Consider the following 26,550-nt stretch of genomic DNA (forward strand, 5'->3'; position numbering starts at 1 on the left):
TGTGGCGAATGCGAGGCGAACCCCTCAGAGGTGGAGCGCAAAACGTATCGGCACGGTGCGGGAGAGCCGCCGCTTTCCCAGCTTGGTCACGTCGATTTCCTTCGTGTCGACGAAGTACGCCGTGCCCTCGCGGGCAAGCTCGTATTCGTCTGCACATGCGCTCAGATGGGCGCGCACGAGCTTTAGCAACCCGCCGAAGTCACGATGCGCGACGATGCCCATTGCGGGATCGACGAAGTAGTACTCGATGCCACCCAACGCCCGATGCCGCCTGCCTAGCAGCAACTGACGGGTGCCTGCCGTGATCTCGAAAGCGCGTACGGTGTCTCGTGGACCATCGAACAGCGTATCGAGTGTTGCAATGCCGAGCGAGAGACTGCGCGTCCACAAATAGTCGATGCTCATGCTGCCTAACTCGCTCAGGTCGCTAACGAACTGGGCCGACGCTTCCGGCGGCCATTGAGCGCGCCGATTGAACGCACTCGCTATGGCGTCGACCTGGTAACGCATGGGCACCAGCGCGGATGCACGCAACAGCCCCCGGCGCACATTGCCGGTGTAGATGCGTGGGCGTTGCGTGATCGCCAGATATCGCGCCCCCATCAGCCTGGCGTCCTTAGCCAACGTGCTGACCGAAACCAGTTCTTCGGCTTCCACCGCGTTCTGTAAGGCATCCACGCGCCCGGCGAGCGTGCCCAGCGCTGCGGGATCCGTCACGGAGGCGTCCAGGTATTCGAGCTTGCGCAGGCGCAGTTGCCAGGGCAACGGTGTGGTGTCGGCCGGGAGCGCGACAGTCTCGGCTTCACTTCGCGCCGCTTCATAGACAGGATCGTGGGCCCTGAACCACGTGTCGTAACGCGCCCGAAACGTCTGATCGATGGTCCACGCGATGTTCTGCTCGTCGAGTATCGGCGTCAGCATTTCGTCTTGTGTGACGACATGCCAGCGGCCACCGGGCAACAGCGCCATGTACGGTGCGTCTACCCCTGCAACCGCTTTGGCGTCCGCCGGTGCCATGCGAAAGAAGCCCGTCGACGCGTCAAAGGTCAGATACGCGCGGGTGTCGGCGTCGATGGCGGCATAGAAACGGCCGGCAGTGCGATGAAGACCGGCAATCACCGCTTCACTGGCACGCGGCGCTTGCGTGACGAAGTACTTGTAGCGCGCGTCGCCGGTCAGAAGGAGCATCGACTTGAATCTTGCCGCGGCGATACCTTGCGCACCGATGGCGGACGTGAGCGAATGCCAGCCTTGCTTCATCAACTCCGAATCTTCGTCCAGAAACCCGACGGTCATGGCAGCAGTGCCTATCGCTGCGTCGGCCGCAGAGTAGGCAAGACTGACGGCGCGCGCCGAAGGCAGAAACCACGTGCCGACGCCGCACGCGAGATCGATCTTCGCAAACGTATCCATGAATTGGAGGAGCGGACGCGACGCATCGGTGCTGTTTCGGCCCGATAGGTGGACCTGTCGCGCTTCGTACGCAGCCGCTACAGCGGTGAATGTGTCGAAGGGGCCGGTGTCGTGCACGCCCGCCTCGTCCAGCGACGCCGTCGCGAGCCATGCGGTGTTGGCGTCGGACGGCGCGGCCACAAGTGTCGCAGCGATGCGCTGGCGCGTCGTCTCGCTCTGCACTTGCCTGTCGAACCACTTGCTCAGCCGCTCGCGGTCATCGAAGCCATAGACACGCAGGCCTTCGGGATAGGGCGCGAGTAGCAGGCAATGCGGGCGATCGGTCATCGACACGCTCAGTAGCGATGTCTTCTTGCCACTGACGGTCAGCCATTCCCGCACGACATCCGGATCTTCGATTTCATGTGCGAGTTCCGAGTCGCCCAACCGGCCGAGTTTGATCGGGCCGGCGATGCGCGATGCAATGTGCGTATGGTCGGTCGGCATGTCGCGCGCCGCTCGATGCATCCAGACCTGGGCGATGAATTCGGACTTGAGCACCTTGCGGACATCGCGGCGCGACGTTTCCCAGAAGTGGTCGGCGGCGATATCGAGCTTGCGCTGCAGGCCCTCTGTGGCTTGCATGCCCAGAACACCCTGCGCGACATAGGGTTTGCCAGGCTCGCCTTCGCTCGACGGCGGCTGCCGGATAACCTGGAACTGGCCTAGTTTCTGATGCACGAGCAAAGGCTGGCTCATCACGGTGTCGACCTGCATCGCGGGATGAAGGAAGACATCGGTCAGCGATCGCATTTCACGCCGGCGGGTTCTGAGAAAGATCTCGTCGGGGTCGGCAGGCTGAATCCCCAGCGCTGCCAATCGCTCGGAAAGATGCTGACGAGCGAGTTGGCGCATCTGCGGAATCGCCATCGACAGGTCGTGCCTGAGCACTTCGATGTGTCCGATCTTATGAATGTCGCGCAGGGAGATGTCGATCGGCCGACCGGGCAACGGCAGACTTGCCGCAAGCGTCTGTTCGCGAAATCGGTGCAGTCCGACGGACGTTGCATCGCTACCCGCGCCGGTCAGCCATTGGAGGTAGTGCGCGACGCGTGGACCGGTCGCGGGATTGGCGCGACGATGGATGCCGTCTGCCGCGATCACGTCCAGCGTGGTGCTTGTCACGACTGTTAGCGGTAACTGATCCGGTTTGCGTACGAGTTTTACCGTCGGCGAGCTAGTGACGGCGCATTGACGCAACGGCAGCGGGAGCCGATCGTACAGGGTTGTGCGTAATCCGGAGGCATCCTCATCGATGGCGCTGAGCAGCGCAACTGGCGACCGGTACGCGCGCCACGCGGCGACATCGCCTTTCAGATAGAGCAGTGTCGTGCCATTGCCTGACGGCTCGCCGATGACGCAGGTGCCGGCGGGTGCCACGACATGATCGCGTCCGTCACGCTGCAAGGTGAATTCGAGTCGATGGGAGAAGAAGGGTGCGTCCGCAGGGTTGTCCGCCAGCGAGATGTTCGCGAGGGCTGCGTAACCGAGTAAGCGGGCCTCGTCTGAAATCAGGCCGTTGTTGTACGCGAGCGTCAGGTCGCTGGTGGCGAGTGATGTCGCGGTGGCGTCGATGAGATCAGACTTCGCGAGTGATGCGAGCGCATACGACACCTGCCATGTCTCGGCCGCCCGTGCGCTGCACTTCGTCTGCCATTGCTGGATAAGTGCGTCGAATCGTTCGGACGACATGAGTGGCTGAGTTTCGCGTATCGCCCCCGTCGCTGTCTCGATCGCAATAGCAAAACTCACCCCCTGATCCGCGCTGGTGATATTCAGCTCACCAGAGCGGATGCGCTGTGCCGCGTCGGGCAAACGCCAGTACGTCACGCGTTGCATTTGCGATTCGTTTTTGATCGGCGCGTGGCGTCGCAACCTCAAATCGTTCAGGTCGTACCCATCGAACTCGCTTGCGTTGCGCATAAGCGATTCGAGGAGTGTGCTTTCGCTCGGCGGCGCGGCAAATGTCAGGAGAGGGGAAAGCAACGTGTAAAGCGCCTCGTGCGATGCCTCACGGTTGCGCCACGTTCGGGCAACGTCGATCAGTCTTTGCATGGCGGGAGACGGCGGCATGTCGTGCATGGCAGGTGCCAGCGTGACGCCCGGGCGATTTGTCACGACGACGTGCTGAGACGGGGGGAGAAACGCCGCCTCAGTGGCGGGGAGTATCAGCGGAGGGATCGACGTCAGGCGTTCGAGCGTTGCGGACGCAGCGACCACCATCGGCCCCACCGCATTCGCCAGATGCGCGGCGTGTCCCAGTGACGCATCGAGCATTGTGGCTAGACGATCGAGAATCGATGACTCGGGGGCGATAAGACGGGCGTGGCCGTCGAGCGCGAGTTGTGTTGATGGTGTCGGTGTCGTGACGGCCTGGAGTCTCGTCGGGGGCGCACGTCGCTCGCCGCGATTGGCCGACGTGGCGTAAAGCAGCGCGAGCAGATAGCCGGTCTTTCCGGAGCGGGTGAAATCCAGCGCGGGTGAGGTCGCAGTGCCCTGCGTCGGAACAAACGCAGACGGACCTACGGAGGCGCGCGCGCCGGAGCCCAGCATCAGAAAGTCCTGCCACGCTTCGACGACGAATGATCGCCACACGGAGAAGTAACGGTGCCACGTGCCGCCGAACCTGGATGCCTCGGGCTCGGGACTCACCCGGCGCGCCTGGCTCGCTTCGAAGTTTTGCCGCCCGACCGGGCTAAGCAGCGCGCGGCAGATGTCCTCGACAGTCAGCCCCTGTCCTCTCGTGGCAAGCGCGTCGGGCAGGGTGTCGACGAGATAGGTCGCTTCTAGTGGCGACGTCTCGAAACGCTCGGCAAAGCCTTCGATGAGGCAATCGTCCAGTGCATCGAGATCTGCTGGCGCGATGCACTGTTCCGTGAGCCGCAGCATGAGGCCCAGCGCGGCCTGCGATTCGGGAGATTCGTCGAGCATGGCACATGCCTGCGACGACAGATGACCGAAACGGGCGACACGATCGGGCGTGCCGGGGGCCGGGCGACACCGAGTGTCCGGCACATCGCTGCGGCAAATCGTTATCTGGCCCGATGCGGCCGATGCATTTGCTGCGCCTGAAAGCATCCCTGAACTCCCGTCGCGGACGACCGTGCAATGACGTGACCGGCGTCGGACGCGCATGAATCTGCCGGTGGCTTAGGGCGAATGATTCCGGGCGACGAGGGGCGGCAACTTGCAGTTTTCGTTCAAGTTGCGCCGTCTGGGAGAAATCGGAACGGAGATGAGCGAGGTGCCCGGCGATGCGCGGGGCTGCGGGAAAGACGTCGTGCGGACGTGAGGAATGTGAGCGCGCTCAGCGCTTGTCCAGCTCGCTTGCGCAGTACCTGGCGAGTGCGTCGAGCACGGTGTCGTCTTCGCCGACGGCGGCGCTCACCTGCAGCTCGACGCCGGGGTGGGCGGCGCGGCAGGCGTCGACCAGCACGGGCAGATCGCGTCTGACATGACCGCCTTGCCCGAGAAACACCGGCACGACGGTGATGTTGTTGCTGCCTTGCGAGACGAGATCGGCGACGGCGTCGGCCAGATTCGGTGTCATGAGTTCGAGAAACGCGAGCCGGACACCGGCGTCCGGGCGCTGCGCGATGAGCTTGTCGCGCAGACGCTCGAACGGTTCGGCCCAGCGCGGGTCGCGCGAGCCGTGAGCAAAGAGAACGACGTCGGGTTTGCCGTGCATCGACCTTTCCTCAGTGCTTGTCCACCCAGCGCAACGCCCCGATGGCGAGCACCAGATAGAGCAGGGACGGTAACGCCGCCGTGAACCACGCGGGCCAGGTGTTGAGCAGACCCAGATGCGAGAACAGGTTGTTGAGCAACTGGAAGCTCATGCCGAGCATGATGCCGCCGAACACCTTCAGGCCGATGGCCCCGGCGCGGGCGTGCAGGTAGGCGAATGGCAGGGCCAACGCCATCATCACGAAGACCGCAAACGGGTACAGCAGCTTTTGCCAGAGCGCGAGGTTATAGCGATCGGTGTTCTGCTGGTTTTCCTTCAGGTGGCCGATGTACTTGTAGAGGCTGCCGATCGCCATGTTGTCGGGCGAGACCATCAGCACGGACAGGATTTGCGGCGTCAGTTCCGAGCGCATCTGCACCGAGTCGATGTGCACCTGCTTGCTCTGCACCAGCGCACGCAGCGGATCGTTGTTGGCCGAGGTGTCGTCGATGGCGCTGAAGACCGTCTCCGACACATCCGTCAGCTTCCAGGCGTTGGGCGGGGCAAACTGGCCCAGCTTGGCCAGACGCACGCTGTCGAGGCGCAGCTTCGCGTCGAACTCGTAGATGCGAACATCCGCAATGGTGTTGTCGGGGTTGAGCGTGCCGACGTTGATGAAGCGGGTGATGCGATTGCCATCCTGATCGACGGTGTCCTTCACCCACACGCCCGAGCGAAAGCCTGCCGAGACCGAGCTGCCGAGGGCTTCGAGGCGGATCTTCTGCGCAAGCTGTTCGGCGCTCGGCGCGACGTACTCGCCAATGACGAACGTGACCAGCACAATCGGGAAACCGATCTTGAGCAGCGAGCGCAGTGCCTGTCCGGTGGACAAACCCGAGACGCGAAAGATCGTGAACTCCGAATTCCCGGCGAGCTGAGCGCACACGTAAATGGCCGCGATCAGCGATGCGACCGGAATGATTTCGTACATGCGCTGCGGCGCGAACAGCAGCACATAGGCCAGCGCGTGCTGGAAGCGGTAACCGCCCCGGCCCACGTCGCCAAGTTCGCTCACGAGGTCGAAGAAGACGAATAGCCCGACGAACGCCAGCAAGACGAACAGGAACGCCAGATAGATCTGACGCGCGAAGTATTTCTCATAGACGCGCATCAGCGAGCCCCTCCCGACGCACGCACCGCGCCGGAACCGTTGTTACGGCGGCGGCCGAACAGCCCGCGAAAACGCACGCGTCGCACATAAAGCAGCACGATGACCGCCAGTGCCAGTGCATGCAGCAGCCACACGCCGATGGCCAGCGGCAGACGTTCCTGCGCAACCCACGCCTGCGACAAGCTCAGCAGGTTTGTGTAGCCGAGATAGATCAGCACGGCCATGACGAGGTTGACGGTGCGTCCGTGGCGCGGATTCTGATAGGCCAGCGGTATGGCGAGCAACACAAGTGCCAGTGCCAGCAACGGCAGGCCGACGCGCCAGACGATTTCGCCGCGGAAGATCGGATTCTTGATTTCGCGGAACAGACGCGCGGTGGGCACGCCCTTGGTCGGCGTGTTATCGGTGCTCGCGGTCGCCGGATTGTCGATCTTCACGCCGTAGCGCTCGAACTCCATCACGCGATAGTCGGGCTGGCCCGGCACACCGTCGTAGCGGCGGCCCTTTTCCAGCACGATGTAGCGGTTGCCATCCTTGGCCGTCTCGATGTGACCGTCTTTCGATACGACGACGTTCACCTTGCCGTTTTCCGTGCCGGAGACGAAGACGTTATGGACTTTGGTGGCGTCCGGCGAGACCGTCTCGACGAAGAACACGCGATGGCTCGCGGCACTCTCGCGGAACTGGCCCGGCGAGATCATTGAGACGTCGTCGCGCTGGGCGAAGCGGGCTTCGAGCAGCGAAATCTGCTGGTTCGCCCAAGGCCAGGCGACCAGCGCGCAGAAAGTGATGACGGCCAGATAGGGCGTGGCGAAGCGCAGCACCGGCTTGATGAAGTCGGTGATGGACAGACCCGAGGCAAACCACACGACCATTTCGGAATCGCGGTACCACCGGGTCAGAACGAACAGGATCGAGACGAAGAGCGTCACGATCAGAATGACGGCGAGGTAGCCGATGACGGCCAGTCCGATGAGCACGAGAACGTCGCGCGGATCGGCTTTCCCGGACGCGGCGAAGCCCAGGATGCGGATCATCATCGTCGTTAGCATGACGGTGATCAGCACCATGAAGACGGCCCCGGCGGTGTAGTTCAGCTCGCGCTGCAGGGAACGCTGAAAAATCATGTGATGACGGTTGGGTGCTCTCGCGGTTGGGCGAGCGCGGAAAAAAGCGGATAATTGCGGCTCGTACGAATTTTACCCGAGGAAAGCGCGATGGACTTTAGCACAAAAGCCTTCGATTCGACCAAGGCGGGCCAAGCCGGTCTCGCCAATGCAAAGACCGAATGTCTGGTGGTTGGCGTGTTCGAGCAGCAGCCGCTCGCAGGGCTGGCCAAGGCGCTCGACGCCGCGAGCAAGGGTTTGCTCGCCCGCATGGTCAAGCGCGGCGAAATCGACGGCAAGCTCGGCAGCACGCTGATGCTGCACGAAGTCGCCGGCTGGAGCCCGGCACGTGTGCTGTTCGTCGGTCTGGGCCGCGAAGACCAGCTCTCGCAGAAGGGCTTCAACGAAGCCACGCGTGCCGCCGTGCGCGCCGTGCTCGCCTCGCGCGCGACGGACGCGCTCTGGACGCTGCCGCAAGCCAAGGTCGTCACACAGGATACCGCCTGGGCCGTGCGTGCCTCGGTGCTGGCCCTGCGCGAGGCGACCTATCGCTTCACGCGGATGAAGAGCAAGGTCGAAGCGTCCAGTACCGTGCTGCGCAAGGTCGTGTTCTCGGTCGCCCCGGACGATCTGAAGGCCGCCAAGCTGGCCGCCAAGCAGGGCGAGGCCATCGCCAACGGCATGACGCTCACCAAGGACCTCGGCAACCTGCCGGGCAACGTGTGCACGCCGACCTATCTGGCCGATACCGCCCGCAAGCTCGCGCGCGAATTCAAGCTCAAGTCGGAAATCCTCGGACCGAAGCAGATCGAGGCGCTCAAGATGGGGTCGTTCCTGTCGGTCGCCCGTGGCTCGGTCGAGCCGCCGCAGTTCATCGTCCTCAAATATGAGGGCGGTAGCGCCAAGCAGGCCCCGATCGTGCTGGTCGGCAAGGGCGTGACGTTCGACACGGGCGGTATCTCGCTCAAGCCGGGCGAGGGCATGGACGAGATGAAGTACGACATGTGTGGCGCGGGCTCGGTGCTCGGCACGATCCGTGCGGTCGCCGAGATGGGCCTCAAGCTCAACGTCATCGCCATCGTGCCGGCCACGGAGAACATGCCGAGCGGTCAGGCGACGAAGCCGGGCGACGTGGTCACCAGCATGTCCGGCCAGACCATCGAAGTGCTCAATACCGACGCCGAAGGCCGTCTGATCCTGTGCGACGCGCTTACCTACGCGGAACGCTTCAACCCGGCGGCAGTGATCGACGTTGCCACGCTCACGGGCGCTTGCATCATTGCGCTGGGTCATGTGAATTCGGGCCTCTTCTCGAAGAGCGACGCGCTCGCCGACGAACTGCTGGCCGCCGGCCGCACGACGGGCGACACGGCCTGGCGTTTGCCGGTCGAAGACGAGTATCAGGAGCAGCTCAAGTCGAACTTCGCCGACGTGGCGAACATCGGCGGGCGTCCGGCCGGTAGCGTGACGGCGGCCTGTTTCCTGGCACGCTTCACCGAGAAGTACGAGTGGGCGCACCTGGACATCGCAGGTACCGCCTGGAAGAGCGGTGCGGCGAAGGGGGCGACGGGCCGTCCGGTGCCGTTGCTCACGCAGTTCCTGCTCGATCGCGAAGCCCGGTGACCCGCGTCGACTTTCACACGCATGTGGCGGACCGGCTCGAATACGCGTGCCGGTTCGCGCGCAAGGTCTACGGGGCCGGGCAGGCGCTCGTCGTCGTCGGTGAGCCCGACGTGCTGCGGGCGTTCGATCAGACCTTGTGGACGTTCTCGCCACTGGAGTTCGTCCCGCATTGCTTCACGGCCGACCCGGTCGCGGCCCAGACGCCGGTCGTGCTGGCCGGGCCTGACGAGGAAGCGCCGCATTATCAGGTCATGCTGAATCTGGCGAACCGCGTGCCCACGCACTTCGCGCGGTTCGAACGGGTGGTGGAAATCATTGGCGACACGCCCGACGATCTGTCCGGTGCGCGTGAGCGTTATCGCTTCTACCGTGATCGTGGCTACACCCTGAACAACTACGACCAGCGAGGTTGACCGTGACGAACGAGCCCGAGCGCAACGACCCCGGCATTCCCACGCTGACCGAAGTGCTTGCCGAGGGCGAGGCGGTGCCTGAGGGCGTTGTCGGTGACGCGCAGGCGGCCGCACCGGTGTCGGAGCAGGGTGTGCCGGCCGATGTCGCGGTGTTTGCCGAGCGTGTGAGCGCGCGGCTCACGCTGCAACTGGCCGACGAGATCACGACGATGGTGGAGCGGCGTTGTCACGACGCGCTGATCGATCAGACGTCGTGGCTGGTGCAACTGATCGGCAAACAGGTAGCGGACGCCTTGCAGGCGCAACTGCCGGATCGTATCCGGCAGGCCGTCATCGAGGAAGTCGCGAAACAGGTGCGCTCGCAAGGGTGATCGGCGAAGCCGTCGTCCGGTCAGGACCGCGGGGCCGGTGCCATCCCGAGAATCCAGCGTGCAAGGCTGTTCGCCTCACCTGGTGCGAGTTGCAGACCCGCAGGCATCGGAATTTTTCCCCACTTTCCCTGACTGCCCTCTGAGATGGAGCGGGCGAGTTCGTCGGCGGCTGCCGGTTGTCCTGCATAGCGCTTGGCGATGTCGCGATACGACGGCGCGAGCAGCGTCCGGTCGGTGGCGTGGCAGGTCATGCAGTTGCGCGTGCGGGCAAGCTTTTCCATGGCGCGTGCGTCGAGCGCGCCGGTCTCTGGAGTCGCGCTTGTACCCGACTGGGCAAAGGCGGTTGCTGCGACCATCAGCCACAGGCTCATCATCGTCCCGGCTCGTACGCCGGCCAATCCCTTCATTCGATACTCCCCGACCGTGTTGACGGAATCCGATGCGAGGCTGCATGACAGGGACGTCTGTGAACGACGACTTGGGCAGATGCATCGACGCGCCATTATACGGTGGCAAGCGCGCCATTCCGCGCGGCACGACGACGCATGAAAAACGGCACGCCCGCCGTATCGCGGGACGTGCCGTTTCTTCACGCCGGATGCGATCCGACGCGGCGGCAGTGCGTCACCCGAGCCGATCAGCCCGTGGCACCGCCCTTGTTGGCCGGTTGCGCCAGTGCAGCGTATTTGGCCAGCACGCCACGCGTGTAGCGCGGGGCAGGGGCCTTCCACGCGGCGCGGCGTTTTGCGAGTTCGTCGTCCGCCACATTCAGTTGGAGCAGCAGTTTGTGCGCGTCGATGGTGATCGAGTCGCCTTCGTGCACGAGCGCGATGGTGCCGCCCACGAACGCCTCCGGTGCCACGTGGCCGACCACCATGCCCCAGGTGCCGCCCGAGAACCGGCCGTCGGTAATGAAGCCGACCGACTCGCCGAGTCCCTTGCCGATGATCGCCGAGGTCGGTGCCAGCATCTCCGGCATGCCCGGCCCGCCCTTCGGCCCGAGATAGCGCAGCACCAGAATGTCGCCCGCCTGAATCTTGTCGCTCAGGATCGCCTCCATGGCGCTCTGCTCGTCGTCGAACACGCGCGCCGGGCCGGTGATCACCGGGTTCTTCAGACCCGTAATCTTCGCGACCGCGCCGTCTTCCGCCAGATTGCCCTTGAGGATGGCGAGGTGCCCCTCTTTGTAGAGCGCTTTATCGACGGGGAAGATCACGTGCTGATCGGCGCGCGGCACCGACGGCACGTCCTTCAGTTCTTCGGCGATGGTGCGCCCGGTGATCGTCATGCAGTCGCCGTGCAGCAGGCCGGCGTCGAGCAGGATCTTGAGCACTTGCGGAATGCCACCGGCCTTGTGCAGGTCGGTCGCCACATACTTGCCCGACGGCTTCAGATCGCAGATGACCGGTACGCGCGCGCGAATGCGCTCGAAATCCTCGATGCTCCACTCGACGTCCGCCGCATGGGCGATGGCCAGATAGTGCAGCACGGCATTGGTCGAGCCGCCCGTGGCCATGATCAGCGCAACGGCGTTCTCGATGGATTTGCGCGTAATGATGTCGCGCGGCTTGAGATCTTGCTTGACGGCTTCGATCAGCACCCGCGCCGATTCGGCGGCCGAGTCGACCTTCTCCTGATCGGGGTTGGCCATCGTCGACGAATAGAGCAGCGACATGCCCAGCGCCTCGAACGACGAGCTCATCGTATTGGCGGTGTACATGCCGCCGCAGGAGCCGGTCGTCGGGCATGCGTTCTTTTCGATGCCCTTGAAATCGGCCTCGGTCATGCGTCCGGCGGTGAATTCGCCGACCGCTTCGAACGAGGAGACGATGGTGAGGTCCTTGCCCTTCCAGTTGCCCGGCTTGATGGTGCCGCCGTAGACGTAGATGCCCGGCACGTTGATGCGTGCGAGCGCAATCATGCCGCCCGGCATGTTCTTGTCGCAGCCGCCGATGACGACCACGCCGTCCATCCACTGACCCTGCACGGCCGTCTCGATACAGTCGGCAATGACTTCACGCGAGACGAGCGAGTACTTCATGCCCTCGGTGCCCATCGACATGCCGTCGGAGATGGTCGGGGTGCCGAAGGTCTGGGGATTGGCCTGATGGGTTTTGATCGCTTCCACCGCAGCATCGGTCAGACGCTGCAACCCCGCGTTGCACGGGGTGATCGTCGAATGGCCGTTGGCCACGCCGATCATCGGATTGTCGAAGTCTTCTTCCTTGTAGCCCAGCGCGTAGTACATGGAGCGGTTGGGCGAGCGTGCCACGCCTTGCGTGACGTTGCGCGAACGACGGTTGAATGCCATGACGTCTCTCTCCTGTGGGGATGCGCCACGCCACGTCCTGTCGCAGCGTCGCACATAGGCGTTGTTGTATCACGCTGGTCTGACGGTGGCATCCCCATCCGTCCGGAACCATCCAGATGCATAGGGCGTGCCACTTGATGCAATGCTGCTGTATTGCGCGTGAGCGGCAGCAGGTCTTTTCCTTTCAGCCTGCCACCGCTCACGATTCAAGCGATGACGATATTAACCACGCTTGCCGAGCTTGAGCTGCGACAGATCGCGCACCGCGCCGCGATCGGCGGAGGTGGCCAGTGCGGCATAGGCTTGCAGGGCTTGCGAGACGACACGCTCGCGGCCCACCGGCTGCCATGCGTCGTCGCCACGCGCTTCCATCGCGGCACGACGGCGCGCCAGCTCTTCGTCCGACACGGCCAGATGCATCTTGCGCTGCGTGATGTCGATTTCGATCACGTCGCCGTCTTCCACTAGACCGATGGTGCCGCCCTCGGCCGCTTCAGGCGAGGCGTGGCCGATCACGAGACCCGACGAGCCGCCCGAGAAACGACCGTCCGTGAACAGGGCGCAAGTCTTGCCCAGACCCTTGGACTTCAGGTATGACGTCGGGTACAGCATTTCCTGCATGCCCGGGCCGCCCTTCGGGCCTTCGTAGCGAATCACGACCACGTCGCCGGCCTGCACCTTGTCGCCGAGAATGGCGTCCACGGCGTCGTCCTGGCTTTCGAACACGCGCGCGCGGCCGGTGAAGACCCATTGCGATTCGTCGACGCCCGCCGTCTTCACGATGCAGCCCTTGTCGGCGAGGTTGCCGTACAGCACGGCCAGACCGCCGTCCTTCGTGTAAGCGTGTTCCTTGTCGCGGATGCAACCGACTTCGCGGTTCAGGTCGAGCGACGGGTACGTCGACGACTGGCTGAAGGCGATGGTCGTGGGCACGCCACCCGGGGCGGCGCTGTAGAACGTTTGCGCTTTATCGTTGGCGCTGTTCGTCACGTCCCACTGTGCAATGGCGTTGCCGAGCGTGCCGCTGTGGACGTTGCCGCACGACGTGTCGAGCAGGCCGCCGCGGGCGAGTTCGCCCAGAATGCCGATGATGCCGCCGGCACGGTGCACGTCTTCGATGTGGTACTTGTCGGTCGCAGGCGCGGCCTTGCACAGGCACGGCACGTTGCGCGAGATGCGGTCGATGTCGGCCATCTTGAAATCGACGCCCGCTTCCTGCGCGGCGGCGAGCAAGTGCAGCACGGTGTTGGTCGAGCCGCCCATGGCGACGTCGAGCGTCATGGCGTTTTCGAACGCGGCCTTGGTGGCGATGTTGCGCGGCAGGACCGAGGCGTCTTCTTCCTGATAGTAGCGGCGGCACAGATCGACCACGAGGCGGCCGGCCTGCTCGAACAGCCCGCGACGCCAGGCGTGCGTGGCCACGATCGTGCCGTTACCCGGCAGGGCGAGGCCGATGGCTTCCGTCAGGCAGTTCATCGAGTTGGCGGTGAACATGCCCGAGCACGAGCCGCACGTCGGGCAGGCGCTGCGCTCGACTTCGGCGACTTCTGCGTCGCTGATCTTCGGGTCGGCCGCCTTGATCATGGCGTCGATCAGGTCGATCTTGGCGATGACCTGGCCGTCGCCCGACTTGACCTTGCCCGCTTCCATCGGGCCGCCCGAGACGAACACGACCGGAATGTTCAGGCGCATGGCGGCCATGAGCATGCCCGGGGTGATCTTGTCGCAGTTCGAGATGCAGACCATGGCGTCGGCGCAGTGCGCGTTGACCATGTATTCCACCGAGTCGGCGATCAGTTCGCGCGACGGCAGCGAGTACAGCATGCCGCCGTGACCCATGGCGATGCCGTCATCCACGGCGATGGTGTTGAATTCCTTGGCCACACCGCCCGCTGCCTCGATTTCCTTGGCGACGATGGCACCCAGATCGCGCAGGTGCACGTGACCCGGCACGAACTGCGTGAAGGAGTTCACCACGGCGATGATCGGCTTGCCGAAGTCGCTGTCGGTCATGCCGGTGGCGCGCCACAGGGCGCGAGCGCCGGCCATGTTGCGGCCGTGCGTGGAGGTGCGGGAACGGTAATGAGGCATGGTCGTCTTCCGTGAAACTACAGCTTGTCTTATGGGGAGGACGTCAAGATTCGTCTTTCCTTGAATGCTTGTCAAATATATTATTTGACTCGGATTGAGTCGAAAAACATATCATGGACCTTCGTCAGTTTCGCTACTTCGTCGCGGTGGCCGAAGAGCGGCATTTCGGCCGCGCTGCGCAGCGGCTCTCGATGACCCAGCCACCGCTCTCGCAGCAGATCCGGGCGCTGGAGGCATCGCTGGGTGCGCCGCTGTTTGTGCGTACCAACCGCTCCGTCGAGCTGACGGCGGTGGGGCGGCAATTGTTGCCGGAAGTGCGCCGCATTCTGGCCGACGCCGACGCGCTTCCCGCCCTCGCGCAGGGGCTGGCGCATGGCGAGGTCGGCACGCTCTCGCTGGGTTTCGTCTCGACGGCGGACTACGGCATCCTGCCCCCACTGCTGCGCGAGTTCGGCGAGCGCTATCCGCGCGTGCGGCTGCAACTGCTCGAAGCGACCAGCGACGTGCAGGTCGAGGCGCTGATGGACGGGCGTATCGACGCCGGTCTCTTTATTCCGCCGGTGCCGGCGCGCTACGCCAACGAACTGTCGTATCTGCCCATCGTCCGGGAACCGCTGATGCTGGCGCTGCCGGCGGGGCGTCACAACACGGCAGGCGACGCGCCGTCAGGCGGTAGCGACGGTCAGCCCGGCGCACCGGTGAGTCTGGCGGACTTCGCCGACGAGCCGCTCGTCATCTTCCCCCGCCGCGTGGCCCCGGCGTTCTACGACATCATCATGGGATGCTACGCCGCGCTCGGCCTGACGCCGCGTGTGGGACAGGAGGCGATTCAGATGCAGACGATCGTCAGCCTGGTGTCGGCGGGCATGGGCGTGGCGCTGGTGCCTCAGTCGCTCTGCCACTTGCGGCGCACGGGCGTGATGTACAGGGCGCTGCGCGAGACGAGTGCGCTGATCGAGACCGGACTGCTGTGGCGCACGGCCGAAGTCACGCCCGTGCTCGAGGGGTTTCTCGAGACGGCGCGCGGCGTGGCGCATACCCCGCCGGGTGCGACGCTCTCGACCTGAGCCGTCGCTCCGAGCGAACCGACCGTGGAGATGGTGCGCGCGCCTGTCGCGCCGCCGCGTGCTCGTGGTATCGTGCTGCCCATCCCGTGGCTTGCCGGTGGGCGGTTTCACCGGCCGGTACAGCCGTGGCGGCAACAGCTTTGCGAAGGCAGTCCTTCACCCCCTGGCGGAACTTTTGTTCACGAATCGATTCTTCTGATCCATGCTGATTCATCCTCAATTCGACCCGGTCGCGATTCATCTCGGCCCGCTCGCTATCCGCTGGTACGGCCTGATGTATCTGGTCGGCTTCATCCTCTTCTTGCTGGTGGGACGCCTGCGCGTGCGCCAGCCGTCCATTGCCGCACAAGGCTGGAAGGCGCAGGATCTCGACGACATGCTGTTCTACGGTGTGCTCGGCGTGATTTTCGGCGGACGTCTGGGCTATGTGATCTTCTACAAGCTGTCGTTCTATCTGGCGAATCCGCTCGACATCTTCAAGGTGTGGGAAGGCGGCATGTCGTTCCACGGCGGCTTCCTCGGGGTGCTGGTCGCAATGTGGCTGTTCACGCGCCGTCGCGGGCACTCGCTGCTCGAAGGCACCGATCTCATCGCACCGATGATTCCGTTGGGGCTGGCTGCCGGCCGTCTGGGCAACTTCATCAACGGCGAGTTGTGGGGCCGTGTGACGTCGCCCGATTCGCGCTTCGCGATGCTGTTCCCGCAAGCGGCCGCGGAAGATGCGCAGTGGATGTTTGCGCATCCGCAAGCGATGGCCGATCACGCGCTGGCGATGGTGTTCGCGCAGTTCCACGGACTGCCGCGTTACCCGTCGCAGTTGTTCGAATTTGCGCTCGAAGGCGTGGCGCTGTTCCTGCTGCTGTGGTTCTTTGCGCGTCGTGCGCGTCCGGTGGGCGCGGTGTCGGGCATGTTCCTCGTGGGCTACGGCGTGTTCCGCTTCCTTGCCGAATTCACGCGCGAACCGGATGCTTTCCTCGGCCTGCTGTCGTTCGGTCTGTCGATGGGGCAGTGGCTGTCGCTGCCGATGATCGTCGCGGGCGTGATCATGCTGGTGTGGTCGTATCGTCGCGGGCAGGTGGCGTCGGCGGCATGACCGCATAGCGCACTGGGCGCTCTCGCGCCACGCATCGGTCCTCAAGATAAAACGGGCCGCCGGAGATCGATCCGGCGGCCCGTTTTTTTCGTTCATCGATTCCGTGAAAGCCCATCGTGGCGTTGGTCGATTTCTACATGTTGCCGGTGAGGGTAATGGTTAAGCTGGGGCGTATTTCGACGAGCGGGTGCCGCCTTGGGTGGCGCGTTACGTACCAGCACTTTCGAGGCGCGATTGAGGCGTGATCGAAGCGCCGTTGAGGCCACAGGAACAGGAACCACACGCAATGGGGCTGACGGGCATCGGGCAGGGTTTGAGTGTCACCGACGTATCTGCGAGCATCGGGCGGGACGTACAAGCGCAAAGCGCCGCCGCGCGGGCAGAGGCGCGTGGCGTTGACGGGCGATGGCCCGGTTTCACCCGCGCGTCGCAGGCGGGGATGGCCCATGCCGACGCCTCGCGTTGCGCGAAAGTCGCCAAACGCCGACGTTCCTGTGACGTGCGGGACACCGCGCACTTCGCAAGCGATATGAAGCGTGCGCGTGTGGCGACATCGGGTACCCATGTCGCGCCGCTTCAGCGCTTGCGCGAGATGACTCTTTCGATGAACGTTACGCGCGCAAGTGCTTCGAATGCGGTGAACTTCGCGACCGCAGCGACCTTGCCGCTGGAGGCGACGTCGGTCTTCGTACACGTCGTGCCTGAACACAGCGGCCGATGGTATCCACTGCCCGAAGCGACACAGCGCATGGGGCCGCCCTGCTGGCAATTCGATGCGAGCCTGAGCCGGTTCGCACTGGTGGTGCATAAACCACACGCGATGACAAAGCGGTTCCTCGAGCGCGTCGAAGTCGCGACGGCGGCCGGTATCGAATTGCCGCTGAATGTTCCGCTGAACCTTCCGCTGATTCGTGAGCGCGAGTTTCGTTACGACGCAGGGCGTTTGCGGGTGGCGACGCACTGGCACGCCGAAGGCCGCGGTGTCACGCTCTACGCGCGAGACGAGGATGTCTGTGCTTTTCCCTATCCGTCGCGTGTGCGGATCCTGTTCCGCGACGATCGCCCGGGCGTGGCAATCGTCCCGGTCGCGCTTGCGCCCATGGCGGGCGTGCCGGGCATGACGTTGTTGTTCAGTTCGCCGTTCGGCCAGTTTCTCGACGCTGACGGCAACGCGCACGCGTTGGTTCGCGTCGGTGATGCCCCCTACATTTTCGATCTGCCGGACCCGCACGATCCGCCGTCGCAAGTGATCGCACGGCAGGTGCCGCCGGACAGCAACTCCGAGCGTCTTTTCGGGTGGGCTGCGCGAATGATGAGCATCCGTGCGAAGAACGCGACGATCGTGCAGCGAGTCGATGGCCCTGGCTGGGCGAACGGACCGTTTGCCGGACACGGGAAAACGTTCAGCACGAAGTGGATTGCCGACGATCCCGGGTTCTCGACGCTATTTGCGAAGACCGGCGACGCGCTTTGCCAGCAGCTCGATACGATGTTGCAGGTGCTGGACCGTGCTTGCGCGGACACCGTCGCGCTCTATCGGAATTTCGTCCCCGACGACGCGCAAGCCGAGGCGAACGCACGCCTTCTGATCACGTTGCATCGTGCGCAACTCACCTTGCAAAAGCCGGCACTGGCGCGTGCCATTCGACGTATGCCGGAGATGGTCGCGGTCGCGGATGTCGTCGGCAATCGGTTCAAAGGTCAGTTGGTTGGCATGACGACGGGCAAGCTCGAGGACATCCCCTTCAGCCGCATCTACGACACGCCTGTGATTTTCATTGCGCGGCACGTGGTGCAGGACGCTTTGCGAGCACCCGGCACGCACGCCGGGCGTGTCGGCGAACAGCGGCTGGCTGACGTCGTGTTTCACGAGTGTGGTCACGCAGCAGCAGCTTGGTCCGACGATCTTGTCCCGCGACGTGACGCGACGCTATCGCCGCACGCCTTTCGTGGTGCCTATTTCGTGGACAACACGCATTTGGGCACGATCGATCTTTCGTGGTACATCGCTCGGCTGCGTCAGTCGACCCTGTCGTCGATCGCAAATCTCGCGTCTTTCAATCATCTGATGCGCACGCTGCTGCCTGCGGTTGGATCGGGGGCTGCGCGCACCGCGTTTCCCGGTCTGCTGAACGGCAACGCTCAGGTGTATTCGTACGAATATCTGGTGTCCGTGCTCGACAAGCCGCACGATACGGCGCGGCTCGATGCCGACTTCCTGCGCTTTCTCGAACAGCTTCGCGAGCAGGGACTGACGCGCCTAGGAGGTGTAGGACGATGATGTCGATCAATCACTCCCCCCCGCCGTCGCCTGCGCAGACCGAGAGTCGTAGCGCGACGCCTGAATCGTTGTCGGAACTGGCGCGCCGTCTGGAGCAGCTGTTCGTGCGGCCGCCGCATGACTGGACGGCGCTCGATCTGCAGGGTGTCGGCGTCAAGGCAGGGACAGCGCGCGTGTTGATCCAGCATCTGGAGCGAACACCGAATCTCGATGTCACGGCCTTCCTCGACACTATCCGTCGGACGATGAGTGTCGAGGCGGTGCTCGATGACCTGAGTCGAAGGCTGACGCCGGGTTTTATGCCGGATGAAGGCGCGGTCGGCACGTCGCCTTGCGAAGCCGGTGATGGAACGGTGATTGCCATGCTGCTCGGACAGGCCATCGCATTCAAGGACCTCGCGGTGTTGCGCAGGGAGGGCGGGGCGGGCGGCGAAGGGTTTGCGCAGGCGCTACTCGATCTTTTCATGGGGCGTACCGAGTCTTGCGTCGTCGGTCGTGCGAACGTGGCGCAAGCGCTCTCGATCGTGCTGGCGTGCGGGGCGAGCTTCGATACGCAAACGCTGGGCGGCGTGCCTCCGCTCATTTATACGTTGTGCCGTTCGGTGCCTCGCGAAGTGCTTGGGGTCCTGCTGCGGCGCGGCGCAGATCCGAACGAGGCGCTCACGCGCGATGACGTTTGCAGGCCGGCATGCGGATTCGATTACCTGCGCGGCGGCACGGCCATGCATCACGCCATGCTCGCGGGCAACGCCGACATGGTCAAGCAGATGTACATGAGTCATGACGGGCGGCTCGATGTGCTCGTCGACGGGAAGTACGACACGATTGCGGTGGCGGGTGCTCGGGCGAATCCACTCGCCTGGCCGATCACAGGACTTGTCGAAGTCGCGAGCACCGCTTACGACGCGTGTATCGCAGTCGAGCCCGATCCTATGCTGAAGCGAATGAATGGGGAGTTTCTCGGCGAGGTGCTGGCGACGCGGCTGCTGGAGGCGGGACGCTATGCGACGTCGCGTGAGCTGAAAAGCTGGTCCGGCACCATGGCGAAGCTTCGCGACCTCGGATGCGATGTCGGGGCAGTGCTGCGGCGCTCGCCCCCGCATGGCGGGCCATCGTATCTGGAGCGCATCTACAGCGCGCTATGGCACTTCCACGACTACGCCAGTGAGCAACAAGTGCTGTCCGACAGGGCAACCATAGACGCGTCCGTCGACATTCGTGCGTGGCTGGAAAGTCTTTTCGGAGAAGGGGGCGACGAAGACATCGTCGAAATCGATGACACGCCGCCGCGCCACGTCATGCGATCCACGACTGGCCCGTTGTTCGGCGATGCGCCCCAGGACGTCATGATGCATCTCGTTGTTCAGACCCCGGGCCCTTAAGCGGTCGCGTCGGGCGAGGCGCGACGCTCAACCCGCCTTGCGTGAGAGCGCGTGTAGCGACGCCATCAGATCCGCAAAGCGCTCGCCCTGCACGGTGACGTGGCCGCGCAGGTGCTCCGATGCGGCGTCCGCGTCGCCGGCCTCGATGGCGCGAAAAACGGCGTCGTGTTCTGAGAACGACTGATGCGGCCGGTCGCGCACGCGCAGTTGCAAGCGACGGTACACACGCAATCGCCGATGCAGTTGCAGGGCGGTTTCCTGAAGGTACGCGTTGTGGCTCGCCTGATAGATGAGCGCATGGAAGTGCGCATTGACTTCGTAATACGTGTCGATGTCGCGTGCTTCGGCCGCTACCCGGCTGGCTTCGTGCGTCTGCCGTAGCTCAGCCAGTTCGTCTTCGGTAATGCGGCGCGCCGCGAGCCGTCCGCACATCGATTCCAGTTCAGCCATCACCTCGAACATCTCGCACAGTCGCTGCGGGTCGATTTGCGAGACGACCGCGCCCCGGCGCGGCCGGATCTCGATCACGCCCGACGACGCCAACTGAATCAGCGCTTCACGCAACGGCGTACGCGACACACCGAACGCGGTGGCCAGCTCGACCTCGTCGAGTCGCATGCCGGGCGGGTATTCGCCCACGGCAATCTTTTCCTCGATGGCCTGTCGCAGCGCTTCCGATCGCTTCGGTTTTACGGTCATGACGCTCTCGCTCGGTCGGGTTTCGGTCCCGGGACTCGGGGTCGTATGGGGTTCATGGTTGCCAAAGTAGCGCGCGAATTCCCCGTTGCAGATCGGGGTAAACGCCAGAAGTGTATTTTTTAACGGGTCAATTTGTATACACCATGACGGTTTAACTATACGATTTCATTCCGAGAGCGGCAACTCGCGCACTCGAAACTCAAAACAAAGCAGTCATCCGTACATGCAGTGCCGGCGTTTCCGGTGGTGCACCCGGTGTCAGTCTTCGGTGGTCGACGAGGCAGGCTTCGGGCGATGTCACGCACCGGACTTCGCAGGTTCATCGCTGACAAAAGTGACAGGAGACGCCATGGAGACAACACCTTCCCCGCTGCGGCGGCAACTCATGCTCGGTGCCGCATCGGCGCTGGTCACCGGTGGTCTGGCCAGCCCATGGGGCGGCGCATTCGCGCAAACCGGCCCACTCAAGATTTCCCATCAATTCCCCGGCGGCACGCTGACCGAAGGCGATTTTCGCGACCGTTTGTGCCGCAAGTTCGCTCAGGAAGTCGAAAAGCGGACCAACGGCGCACTGAAGTTCCAGATATATCCGGGCAGCTCGCTCATGAAGACCAACGCGCAGTTCTCGGCGTTGCGTCGCGGGGCGCTCGACCTCTCGCTCTATCCACTGCCGTATGCGGGCGGCGAAGTCCGGGAGCTGAACATCGGGTTGATGCCGGGTCTCGTAACCTCGTATGCGCAGGGCAACGCCTGGCGTAACGGCGAGATCGGCAAAGTGCTGACCGATGTGCTTGCCGCGAAGGACATCGTGATCGTGAGTTGGGTCTGGCAGGCGGGCGGTGTGGCCAGCCGGTCCAAGCCGCTTGTTGCGCCCGAGGACGCCAAGGGTCTGAAGGTGCGCGGCGGTAGCCGCGAGATGGACATGATGCTCAAGGAAGCGGGGGCCGCCGTCATCTCGCTGCCGTCGAACGAGCTATACGCCGCCATGCAGACCGGCGCGATGGATGCGGCGATGACGTCCTCCACCAGTCTGATGTCGTTCCGTCTCGAAGAAGTCTCCAAGCATCTGACCACCGGCCGCAACAAGTCGTACTGGTTCATGCTGGAACCGCTGCTTATGTCGAAGCAGGTCTTCGACAAGCTGCCGAAGGACCAGCAGCAGGTGATCCTGCAAGTCGGTGCCGATCTGGAAGCGTTCGGCACGGAAGCGGCGAAGGCCGACGATGCGCAGATCGCGAGCGTCTACACGAAGGCCGGCGCGAAGGTCTATGACCTCGACGAGGCTACCGTGATGAAGTGGCGCGACATTGCCCGGCGCACCGCGTGGAAGGATTACGCGAGCAAGTCGGATACGTGCGCAAAGCTGCTCGCGCTGGCCGAGAAGGTGCCTGCATGAGCGGGGCCGTCGCGAGCGCGGAGCCGGCAGTCGCCCGTTCGCGCGCGTTGCGACGGCTCGACGCCCTCTTGCAGGGCGTGAGCCGCCTGCTCATGGTCGTGTGCATGTTCGCGCTCGTGGGCGCTGCGCTGGTGCTGAGCTACAGCGTGTTCGCGCGGCACGTGCTCAAGCTCGCGACCGACTGGCAGGACGAGGCCGCCGTGTTCCTGCTGGTCGGCGCGACCTTCGTGTCGGCTGCGCACGTGCAGCATCTGCGCGGCCACATCGGCATCGAGGCGATCACCACACTGCTTTCCCCGCGCGTGAATCGCGTGCGACGCTGGTTCGTCGACATCCTGACGTTCCTGTTCTGCGCGTTCTTCGCCTGGAAGTCGTGGACGCTCTTCTGGGAAGCCTACGTCGACGGTCAGACCAGCAGCTCGACCTGGGGACCGCCGCTGGCGATTCCTTACGGACTGATGGCATTCGGCATGACATTGCTCACCGTTCAGTTACTGCTGCAAGTGGCGATCGGGGCGTGTGAGATGAGAGGCACCTCGCAGGACCGCACGGGAGGGCACGCATGAGCGAGCTCACTATCGGATTGCTCTATGGCGGCGCAACGCTCGTCGTCATGTTTTCGGGGATGCCTATCGCGTTCGCGCTGGGCGCAGTCGCAGTGGCGTTCATGTTCGGCTTCATGCCAGCGTCGTCGCTCGACACGGTGACGCAGAACGTCTACGAGGAGATGGCGAGCATCACCCTGCTGTCGATTCCGCTGTTCATTCTGAAGGGCGCAGCCATCGGCAAGTCGCGCGCCGGGCAGGATCTCTACCTCGCGCTGCATGCGTGGATGCGACGGATTCCAGGCGGGCTCGGCATCGCCAACGTCTTCGCCTGCGGCTTGTTTGCGGCCATGGCCGGGTCGAGTCCGGCGACGTGTTCCGCCATCGGCAGCGCCGGGATTCCGGAGATGCGCCAGCGCGGTTATTCGCCCGGGTTCGCCGCAGGGATCATCGCGGCGGGCGGCACGCTGGGTATCCTGCTGCCGCCGTCGATCACGATGATTCTGTATGCGGTGGCCGCCGAGCAGTCGCTGGGTCGTCTGTTCCTCGCGGGCATCGTGCCTGCGCTGCTGCTGGTGGGGCTCTTCTCGTGCTATGCAGCGTGGCGTTATCGCAAGGAATACGCCAACGCGCAGCTCGCGCTGGCACGTGACGGCACGCCGTCGCCGTTCCCGAGCGAGCCGCCGGCCACGATGCGCGAGAAGCTGGCGCTGCTGCCGCGTGTGCTGCCGTTCGTCACGCTGCTCATCGGGGTGATGGCGGCGCTCTATGGCGGGTACGCAACACCGTCGGAGACGGCCGGGCTGGGCGGGCTGCTGGCGCTCGCGCTCATCGCCGTGATCTACCGGATGTGGAAGCCGCGTCAGCTCGCACCCATTCTCACCGGGACGTTGCGCGAGTCGACCATGCTCATGTTCATCATCGGCATGTCGTTGCTCTACTCGTACGTGATGAGCTATCTGCACATCAGCCAGTCGGCCGCGCAATGGATCGTCGGGCTGCAACTGTCGCGCTGGGTGCTGCTCGCCGCCATTCTGGTGATGGTGGTCGTGCTGGGTTTCTTTCTGCCACCTGTGAGCATCATCCTGATGACCGCGCCGATCATTCTGCCGCCGCTGCGCGCGGCCGGTTTCGATCTGGTGTGGTTCGGGGTGGTCATGACGATTGTCATGGAACTGGGGTTGATTCACCCGCCGGTCGGACTGAACATCTTTGTGATCAAGAACACCGCGCCCGATATCGCGCTGCGCGACATCGTCTGGGGTGTGATGCCTTTTGTCGTGTTGATGGTGGTTGCCGTCGTGCTTATCTGTCTGATGCCCGGTCTGTCGTTGTGGCTGCCGGACCGGCTGATGGGATGACGTGAGATGGCAGTCGCCGGACCGAACCCCGTGCCTTGAGAGGAAACCATGAAGGATGAGCCGATCATGTCCGCAATGTCCGTTCCTGTAGCGCTGAATTCGTCGATGGCGACGTCGTCTTCGTCGTCTTCGTCGCCTTCGCCGTCTTCGTCTTCGTTGGCTTCGTCATCCACGCCCGGTCGCGGCGCGTCGGAGAGCGTGCCGGACGTGAGCGCGCCGGTGCCGTCGCCCAGGCCGACGCTCGGGGAACGGTTGGGGCAGTGGTTCGGACGCGGCAAGTCCGGCGGGCAGGGCGGCGCTCCGAAAGACGGCAAGGACGGCAAGGGCGACGGCAAGATCGTCGCCGCACCGCTGTCGGCGCGGGCCGAGAACGCGTTGCGCCGACAGTTGGCGCTGTGCTTTTCGGCGCGCCTGACGGATTCTTCCGCCAACGAGGCCGCGCGCGAGTTCATGGCGCGCTACGGGGCGGCGTCTGCCGAGGAGCAACTCGCGTTGCTCACGGTCGTCGCGGACATCTGCGCGAGCGACGGCGAAGCGGGCGGGGACGGCAAGGGCACGGGCAAGGACGGTGGCAAGGACGCGAGCAAAGACAGTGCGAAGGATGCCCGCCGCGCGACCAACACCGCGACCGGTCTCGCCGGGGCGCTGGGGAGCGCGCGCGTGCGGTTCCTCAAGCGCTTTAATGCGCTGCCGGACGGTCTCCCCTTCCTCGTTGGCTGGCGCGCCGATATGCTGCATCATCGCGCCGCGCTGCCCGGACTGGCGGCGCTCGAAGAGGATCTGGGCAGCCTGTTCTCGACGTGGTTCGACGTCGGTCTGCTGGAACTGCACCCGATCACCTGGGATTCGCCGGCGTCGCTGCTTGAAAAGCTCATGCGCTACGAGGCCGTACACGAGATTTCATCGTGGGCCGATTTGCGCAACCGGCTCGATTCCGACCGCCGCTGCTACGCGTTCTTCCATCCCCGTATGTCCCGCGAGCCGTTGATCTTCGTCGAGGTAGCGTTCGTGCCGGAGATGGCGGCGGACGTTCATTCGCTGCTCGACGAAAAGGCGCCGCTCGAAGACCTGCGACGCGTGCGGTGGGCCATCTTCTACTCGATCTCGAATACGCAGCCGGGCCTGCGCGGCGTGAGTTTCGGTAACTTCCTGCTCAAGCGCGTGATCGACGAGTTGCATGTCGACTTCCCGAAACTGCGTAATTTTGCGACGCTCTCGCCGATTCCCGGCTTCAACGACTGGTTGCGGCAACTGTCGGCGCAAGCGCTTGCCGAGGCCCTCGGGCCGAAGCGTGTGAAGTTGCTTGCGCAGGAGCCGTCGCTGGCGACGGAGGCGTCCGGGGCGCAAATGATGGCGTGGTTACAGGCGTCCCCCGATCGCAAGAGCGGGCAGGCGTTGCAACGCACGCTGGGCGAAGCGCTGGCGGCGCATTACCTCGCTCGCGAGACCGTGCGCGGGCAGCCGCGAGACCCCGTTGCGCGATTCCATCTCGGTAATGGCGCGCGCGTGGAGCGTATCAACTGGCATGCCGATCTCTCGAAGAAGGGCGCGAAGCAGTCGTGCGGGATGATGGTCAATTACCTTTACGAACCCGACGAACTCGACGCGAACCTGCAACGGCTCATCGATGGCGAGCCTGCGCTCGGGCGCGCGGTGTCGCGCCTTCTTTAACGTTTGCATAACGACGGATTAACGACGGATAACCTCATGGAGACACGTGTGAGCGAAGTTGTGGGGGAAGTGCTGCGCGACGACAGTCTGCTCGACGAAGGATTGGTGACGCTCACGCTCTCCAATCCCACCAAACTCAACGCCATCTCGGTGGCGATGTGGTGCTCGCTACGCACGCATGTGCAGGCGCTCGACGAAGACTCGCGCGTGCGCGCCATCGTCGTTCGCGGTGCGCAGGGCAACTTTGCCGCCGGGGCGGATATCGAGGAGTTTCCGGTCGAGCGCGGCAGCTATGACACGTTGCGCCGCTATCACGGCGAGATCATCGGGCCGACGCTCGATGCGTTGGCGCGTTGCCGACATCCGAGCGTCGCGTTGATCGAGGGCGTTTGTGTGGGCGGTGGCATGGAGATCGCCACGCACTGCGATTTGCGCATTGCGGGGGAGGGAGCGCGATTCGGCGTGCCCATCAACAAACTCGGGTTTCCGATGGCGCCAGGCGAGTTGCGCGGCGTGCTGGCGCTGGCTGGCCGTGCGGCGACGCTCGAAATTCTGCTCGAAGGGCGCGTGTTCGGCGCGAGTGAGGCGCGCGAGAAAGGCCTGCTGACCCGCGTGGTCGACGACGAGGCGCTCGAGGAGGCAGGCTACACTTGCGCACGGCGCATCGCGGCCGGTGCACCGCTCGCCGCGCAGCTGAACAAGTGGCTGATTGCCCGGCTCGCACCGCCTGTGCCGCCGCTGTCCGAGGCAGAGTGGCAGCAAGCCTTCTCCTACTGGGACTCCCACGATCACCGCGAAGGCGTGGCCGCGTTTCTCGAGAAGCGGCCGCCCGATTTCCGAGGGCGTTGAG

General features: G+C 64.2%; 20 protein-coding genes. 12 read left to right on the top strand and 8 right to left on the bottom strand.

Annotated elements, in window-relative coordinates; translation table 11 throughout:
• Window positions 1-24: 24 nt before the first annotated feature.
• The 4 genes from PAQ31011_RS21225 to lptF all read right to left on the bottom strand — a co-directional run bounded on the left by PAQ31011_RS21225 (window position 25) and on the right by lptF (window position 7,417).
• Window positions 25-4,383, bottom strand: a complete 4,359-nt coding sequence (locus PAQ31011_RS21225; RefSeq protein ID WP_150577685.1) for a dermonecrotic toxin domain-containing protein — start codon at window positions 4,381-4,383, stop codon at window positions 25-27.
• A gap of 376 nt (window positions 4,384-4,759) precedes the next feature.
• Complete coding sequence (locus tag PAQ31011_RS21230) at window positions 4,760-5,140, bottom strand: sirohydrochlorin chelatase (protein WP_150577686.1); 381 nt, start codon at window positions 5,138-5,140, stop codon at window positions 4,760-4,762.
• A gap of 10 nt (window positions 5,141-5,150) precedes the next feature.
• On the bottom strand, window positions 5,151-6,290 hold the full coding sequence (gene lptG, locus PAQ31011_RS21235; RefSeq protein WP_150577687.1) for an LPS export ABC transporter permease LptG: 1,140 nt from the start codon (window positions 6,288-6,290) through the stop codon (window positions 5,151-5,153).
• Complete coding sequence (gene lptF / locus PAQ31011_RS21240) at window positions 6,290-7,417, bottom strand: LPS export ABC transporter permease LptF (protein ID WP_150577688.1); 1,128 nt, start codon at window positions 7,415-7,417, stop codon at window positions 6,290-6,292. The genes lptG and lptF overlap by 1 nt, the downstream gene beginning before the upstream one ends.
• Before the next feature lie 90 nt (window positions 7,418-7,507).
• Here lptF and PAQ31011_RS21245 point away from each other — a divergent pair, with 90 nt between their 5' ends.
• The 3 genes from PAQ31011_RS21245 to PAQ31011_RS21255 are packed head-to-tail and all read left to right on the top strand — an operon-like array spanning window position 7,508 to window position 9,803.
• Entirely contained in the window at window positions 7,508-9,019 is a 1,512-nt protein-coding gene (locus PAQ31011_RS21245; RefSeq protein WP_150577689.1) for a leucyl aminopeptidase, read from the top strand.
• Entirely contained in the window at window positions 9,016-9,432 is a 417-nt protein-coding gene (locus PAQ31011_RS21250) for a DNA polymerase III subunit chi (RefSeq protein ID WP_150577690.1), read from the top strand. Before PAQ31011_RS21245 ends, PAQ31011_RS21250 begins: the two co-directional genes overlap by 4 nt.
• Window positions 9,433-9,434: 2 nt before the next feature.
• The gene (locus tag PAQ31011_RS21255) at window positions 9,435-9,803 is read left to right on the top strand and encodes a DUF2486 family protein (protein ID WP_174990223.1); all 369 of its coding nucleotides are present in this window, start codon (window positions 9,435-9,437) and stop codon (window positions 9,801-9,803) included.
• A 20-nt stretch (window positions 9,804-9,823) separates the two neighbouring features.
• Here PAQ31011_RS21255 and PAQ31011_RS21260 read toward each other — a convergent pair whose 3' ends face one another.
• From PAQ31011_RS21260 to ilvD (PAQ31011_RS21270), 3 genes are all read right to left on the bottom strand, one after another.
• A complete protein-coding gene (locus PAQ31011_RS21260) occupies window positions 9,824-10,210 on the bottom strand; it encodes a c-type cytochrome (protein WP_246179711.1) in 387 nt (128 codons plus the stop codon).
• A gap of 230 nt (window positions 10,211-10,440) precedes the next feature.
• A complete protein-coding gene (gene ilvD / locus PAQ31011_RS21265) occupies window positions 10,441-12,114 on the bottom strand; it encodes a dihydroxy-acid dehydratase (RefSeq protein ID WP_150577692.1) in 1,674 nt (557 codons plus the stop codon).
• A gap of 222 nt (window positions 12,115-12,336) precedes the next feature.
• Window positions 12,337-14,205 carry a dihydroxy-acid dehydratase gene (gene ilvD / locus PAQ31011_RS21270; protein ID WP_150577693.1) on the bottom strand — a complete coding sequence of 623 codons (1,869 nt, stop codon included), beginning with the start codon at window positions 14,203-14,205 and terminating at the stop codon, window positions 12,337-12,339.
• 113 nt (window positions 14,206-14,318) lie between these two features.
• On the opposite strand from ilvD (PAQ31011_RS21270), the gene PAQ31011_RS21275 reads away from it, so the two are divergent.
• From PAQ31011_RS21275 to PAQ31011_RS21290, 4 genes are all read left to right on the top strand, one after another.
• Window positions 14,319-15,272 (top strand): LysR family transcriptional regulator, encoded by a 954-nt coding sequence (locus PAQ31011_RS21275; protein ID WP_150577694.1) that lies wholly within the window; start codon window positions 14,319-14,321, stop codon window positions 15,270-15,272.
• Between the two features lie 202 nt (window positions 15,273-15,474).
• A complete protein-coding gene (gene lgt / locus PAQ31011_RS21280) occupies window positions 15,475-16,365 on the top strand; it encodes a prolipoprotein diacylglyceryl transferase (protein WP_150577695.1) in 891 nt (296 codons plus the stop codon).
• A gap of 604 nt (window positions 16,366-16,969) precedes the next feature.
• Window positions 16,970-18,646, top strand: a complete 1,677-nt coding sequence (locus PAQ31011_RS21285) for a hypothetical protein (RefSeq protein ID WP_150577696.1) — start codon at window positions 16,970-16,972, stop codon at window positions 18,644-18,646.
• Complete coding sequence (locus tag PAQ31011_RS21290) at window positions 18,643-20,028, top strand: ankyrin repeat domain-containing protein (protein WP_150577697.1); 1,386 nt, start codon at window positions 18,643-18,645, stop codon at window positions 20,026-20,028. Before PAQ31011_RS21285 ends, PAQ31011_RS21290 begins: the two co-directional genes overlap by 4 nt.
• A 27-nt stretch (window positions 20,029-20,055) precedes the next feature.
• Here the strand turns inward: PAQ31011_RS21290 and PAQ31011_RS21295 are convergent, their stop codons facing one another.
• A complete protein-coding gene (locus PAQ31011_RS21295) occupies window positions 20,056-20,727 on the bottom strand; it encodes a GntR family transcriptional regulator (protein WP_150577698.1) in 672 nt (223 codons plus the stop codon).
• A gap of 349 nt (window positions 20,728-21,076) precedes the next feature.
• On the opposite strand from PAQ31011_RS21295, the gene dctP reads away from it, so the two are divergent.
• From dctP to PAQ31011_RS21320, 5 genes are all read left to right on the top strand, one after another.
• The gene (dctP, locus tag PAQ31011_RS21300; protein ID WP_150577699.1) at window positions 21,077-22,123 is read left to right on the top strand and encodes a TRAP transporter substrate-binding protein DctP; all 1,047 of its coding nucleotides are present in this window, start codon (window positions 21,077-21,079) and stop codon (window positions 22,121-22,123) included.
• Window positions 22,120-22,689, top strand: coding sequence for a TRAP transporter small permease (locus tag PAQ31011_RS21305; RefSeq protein ID WP_150577700.1), 570 nt, complete (start codon window positions 22,120-22,122; stop codon window positions 22,687-22,689). The genes dctP and PAQ31011_RS21305 overlap by 4 nt, the downstream gene beginning before the upstream one ends.
• Complete coding sequence (locus PAQ31011_RS21310) at window positions 22,686-24,029, top strand: TRAP transporter large permease (protein WP_150577701.1); 1,344 nt, start codon at window positions 22,686-22,688, stop codon at window positions 24,027-24,029. Before PAQ31011_RS21305 ends, PAQ31011_RS21310 begins: the two co-directional genes overlap by 4 nt.
• Before the next feature lie 66 nt (window positions 24,030-24,095).
• Entirely contained in the window at window positions 24,096-25,700 is a 1,605-nt protein-coding gene (locus PAQ31011_RS21315; RefSeq protein WP_246179713.1) for a malonyl-CoA decarboxylase domain-containing protein, read from the top strand.
• 36 nt (window positions 25,701-25,736) lie between these two features.
• On the top strand, window positions 25,737-26,549 hold the full coding sequence (locus tag PAQ31011_RS21320; protein WP_150577702.1) for an enoyl-CoA hydratase/isomerase family protein: 813 nt from the start codon (window positions 25,737-25,739) through the stop codon (window positions 26,547-26,549).
• The last annotated feature ends 1 nt before the right edge of the window (window position 26,550 follow it).

It is taken from the genome of Pandoraea aquatica, from assembly GCF_902459565.1.
GTDB classification, from domain to species: Bacteria; Pseudomonadota; Gammaproteobacteria; order Burkholderiales; family Burkholderiaceae; genus Pandoraea; species Pandoraea aquatica.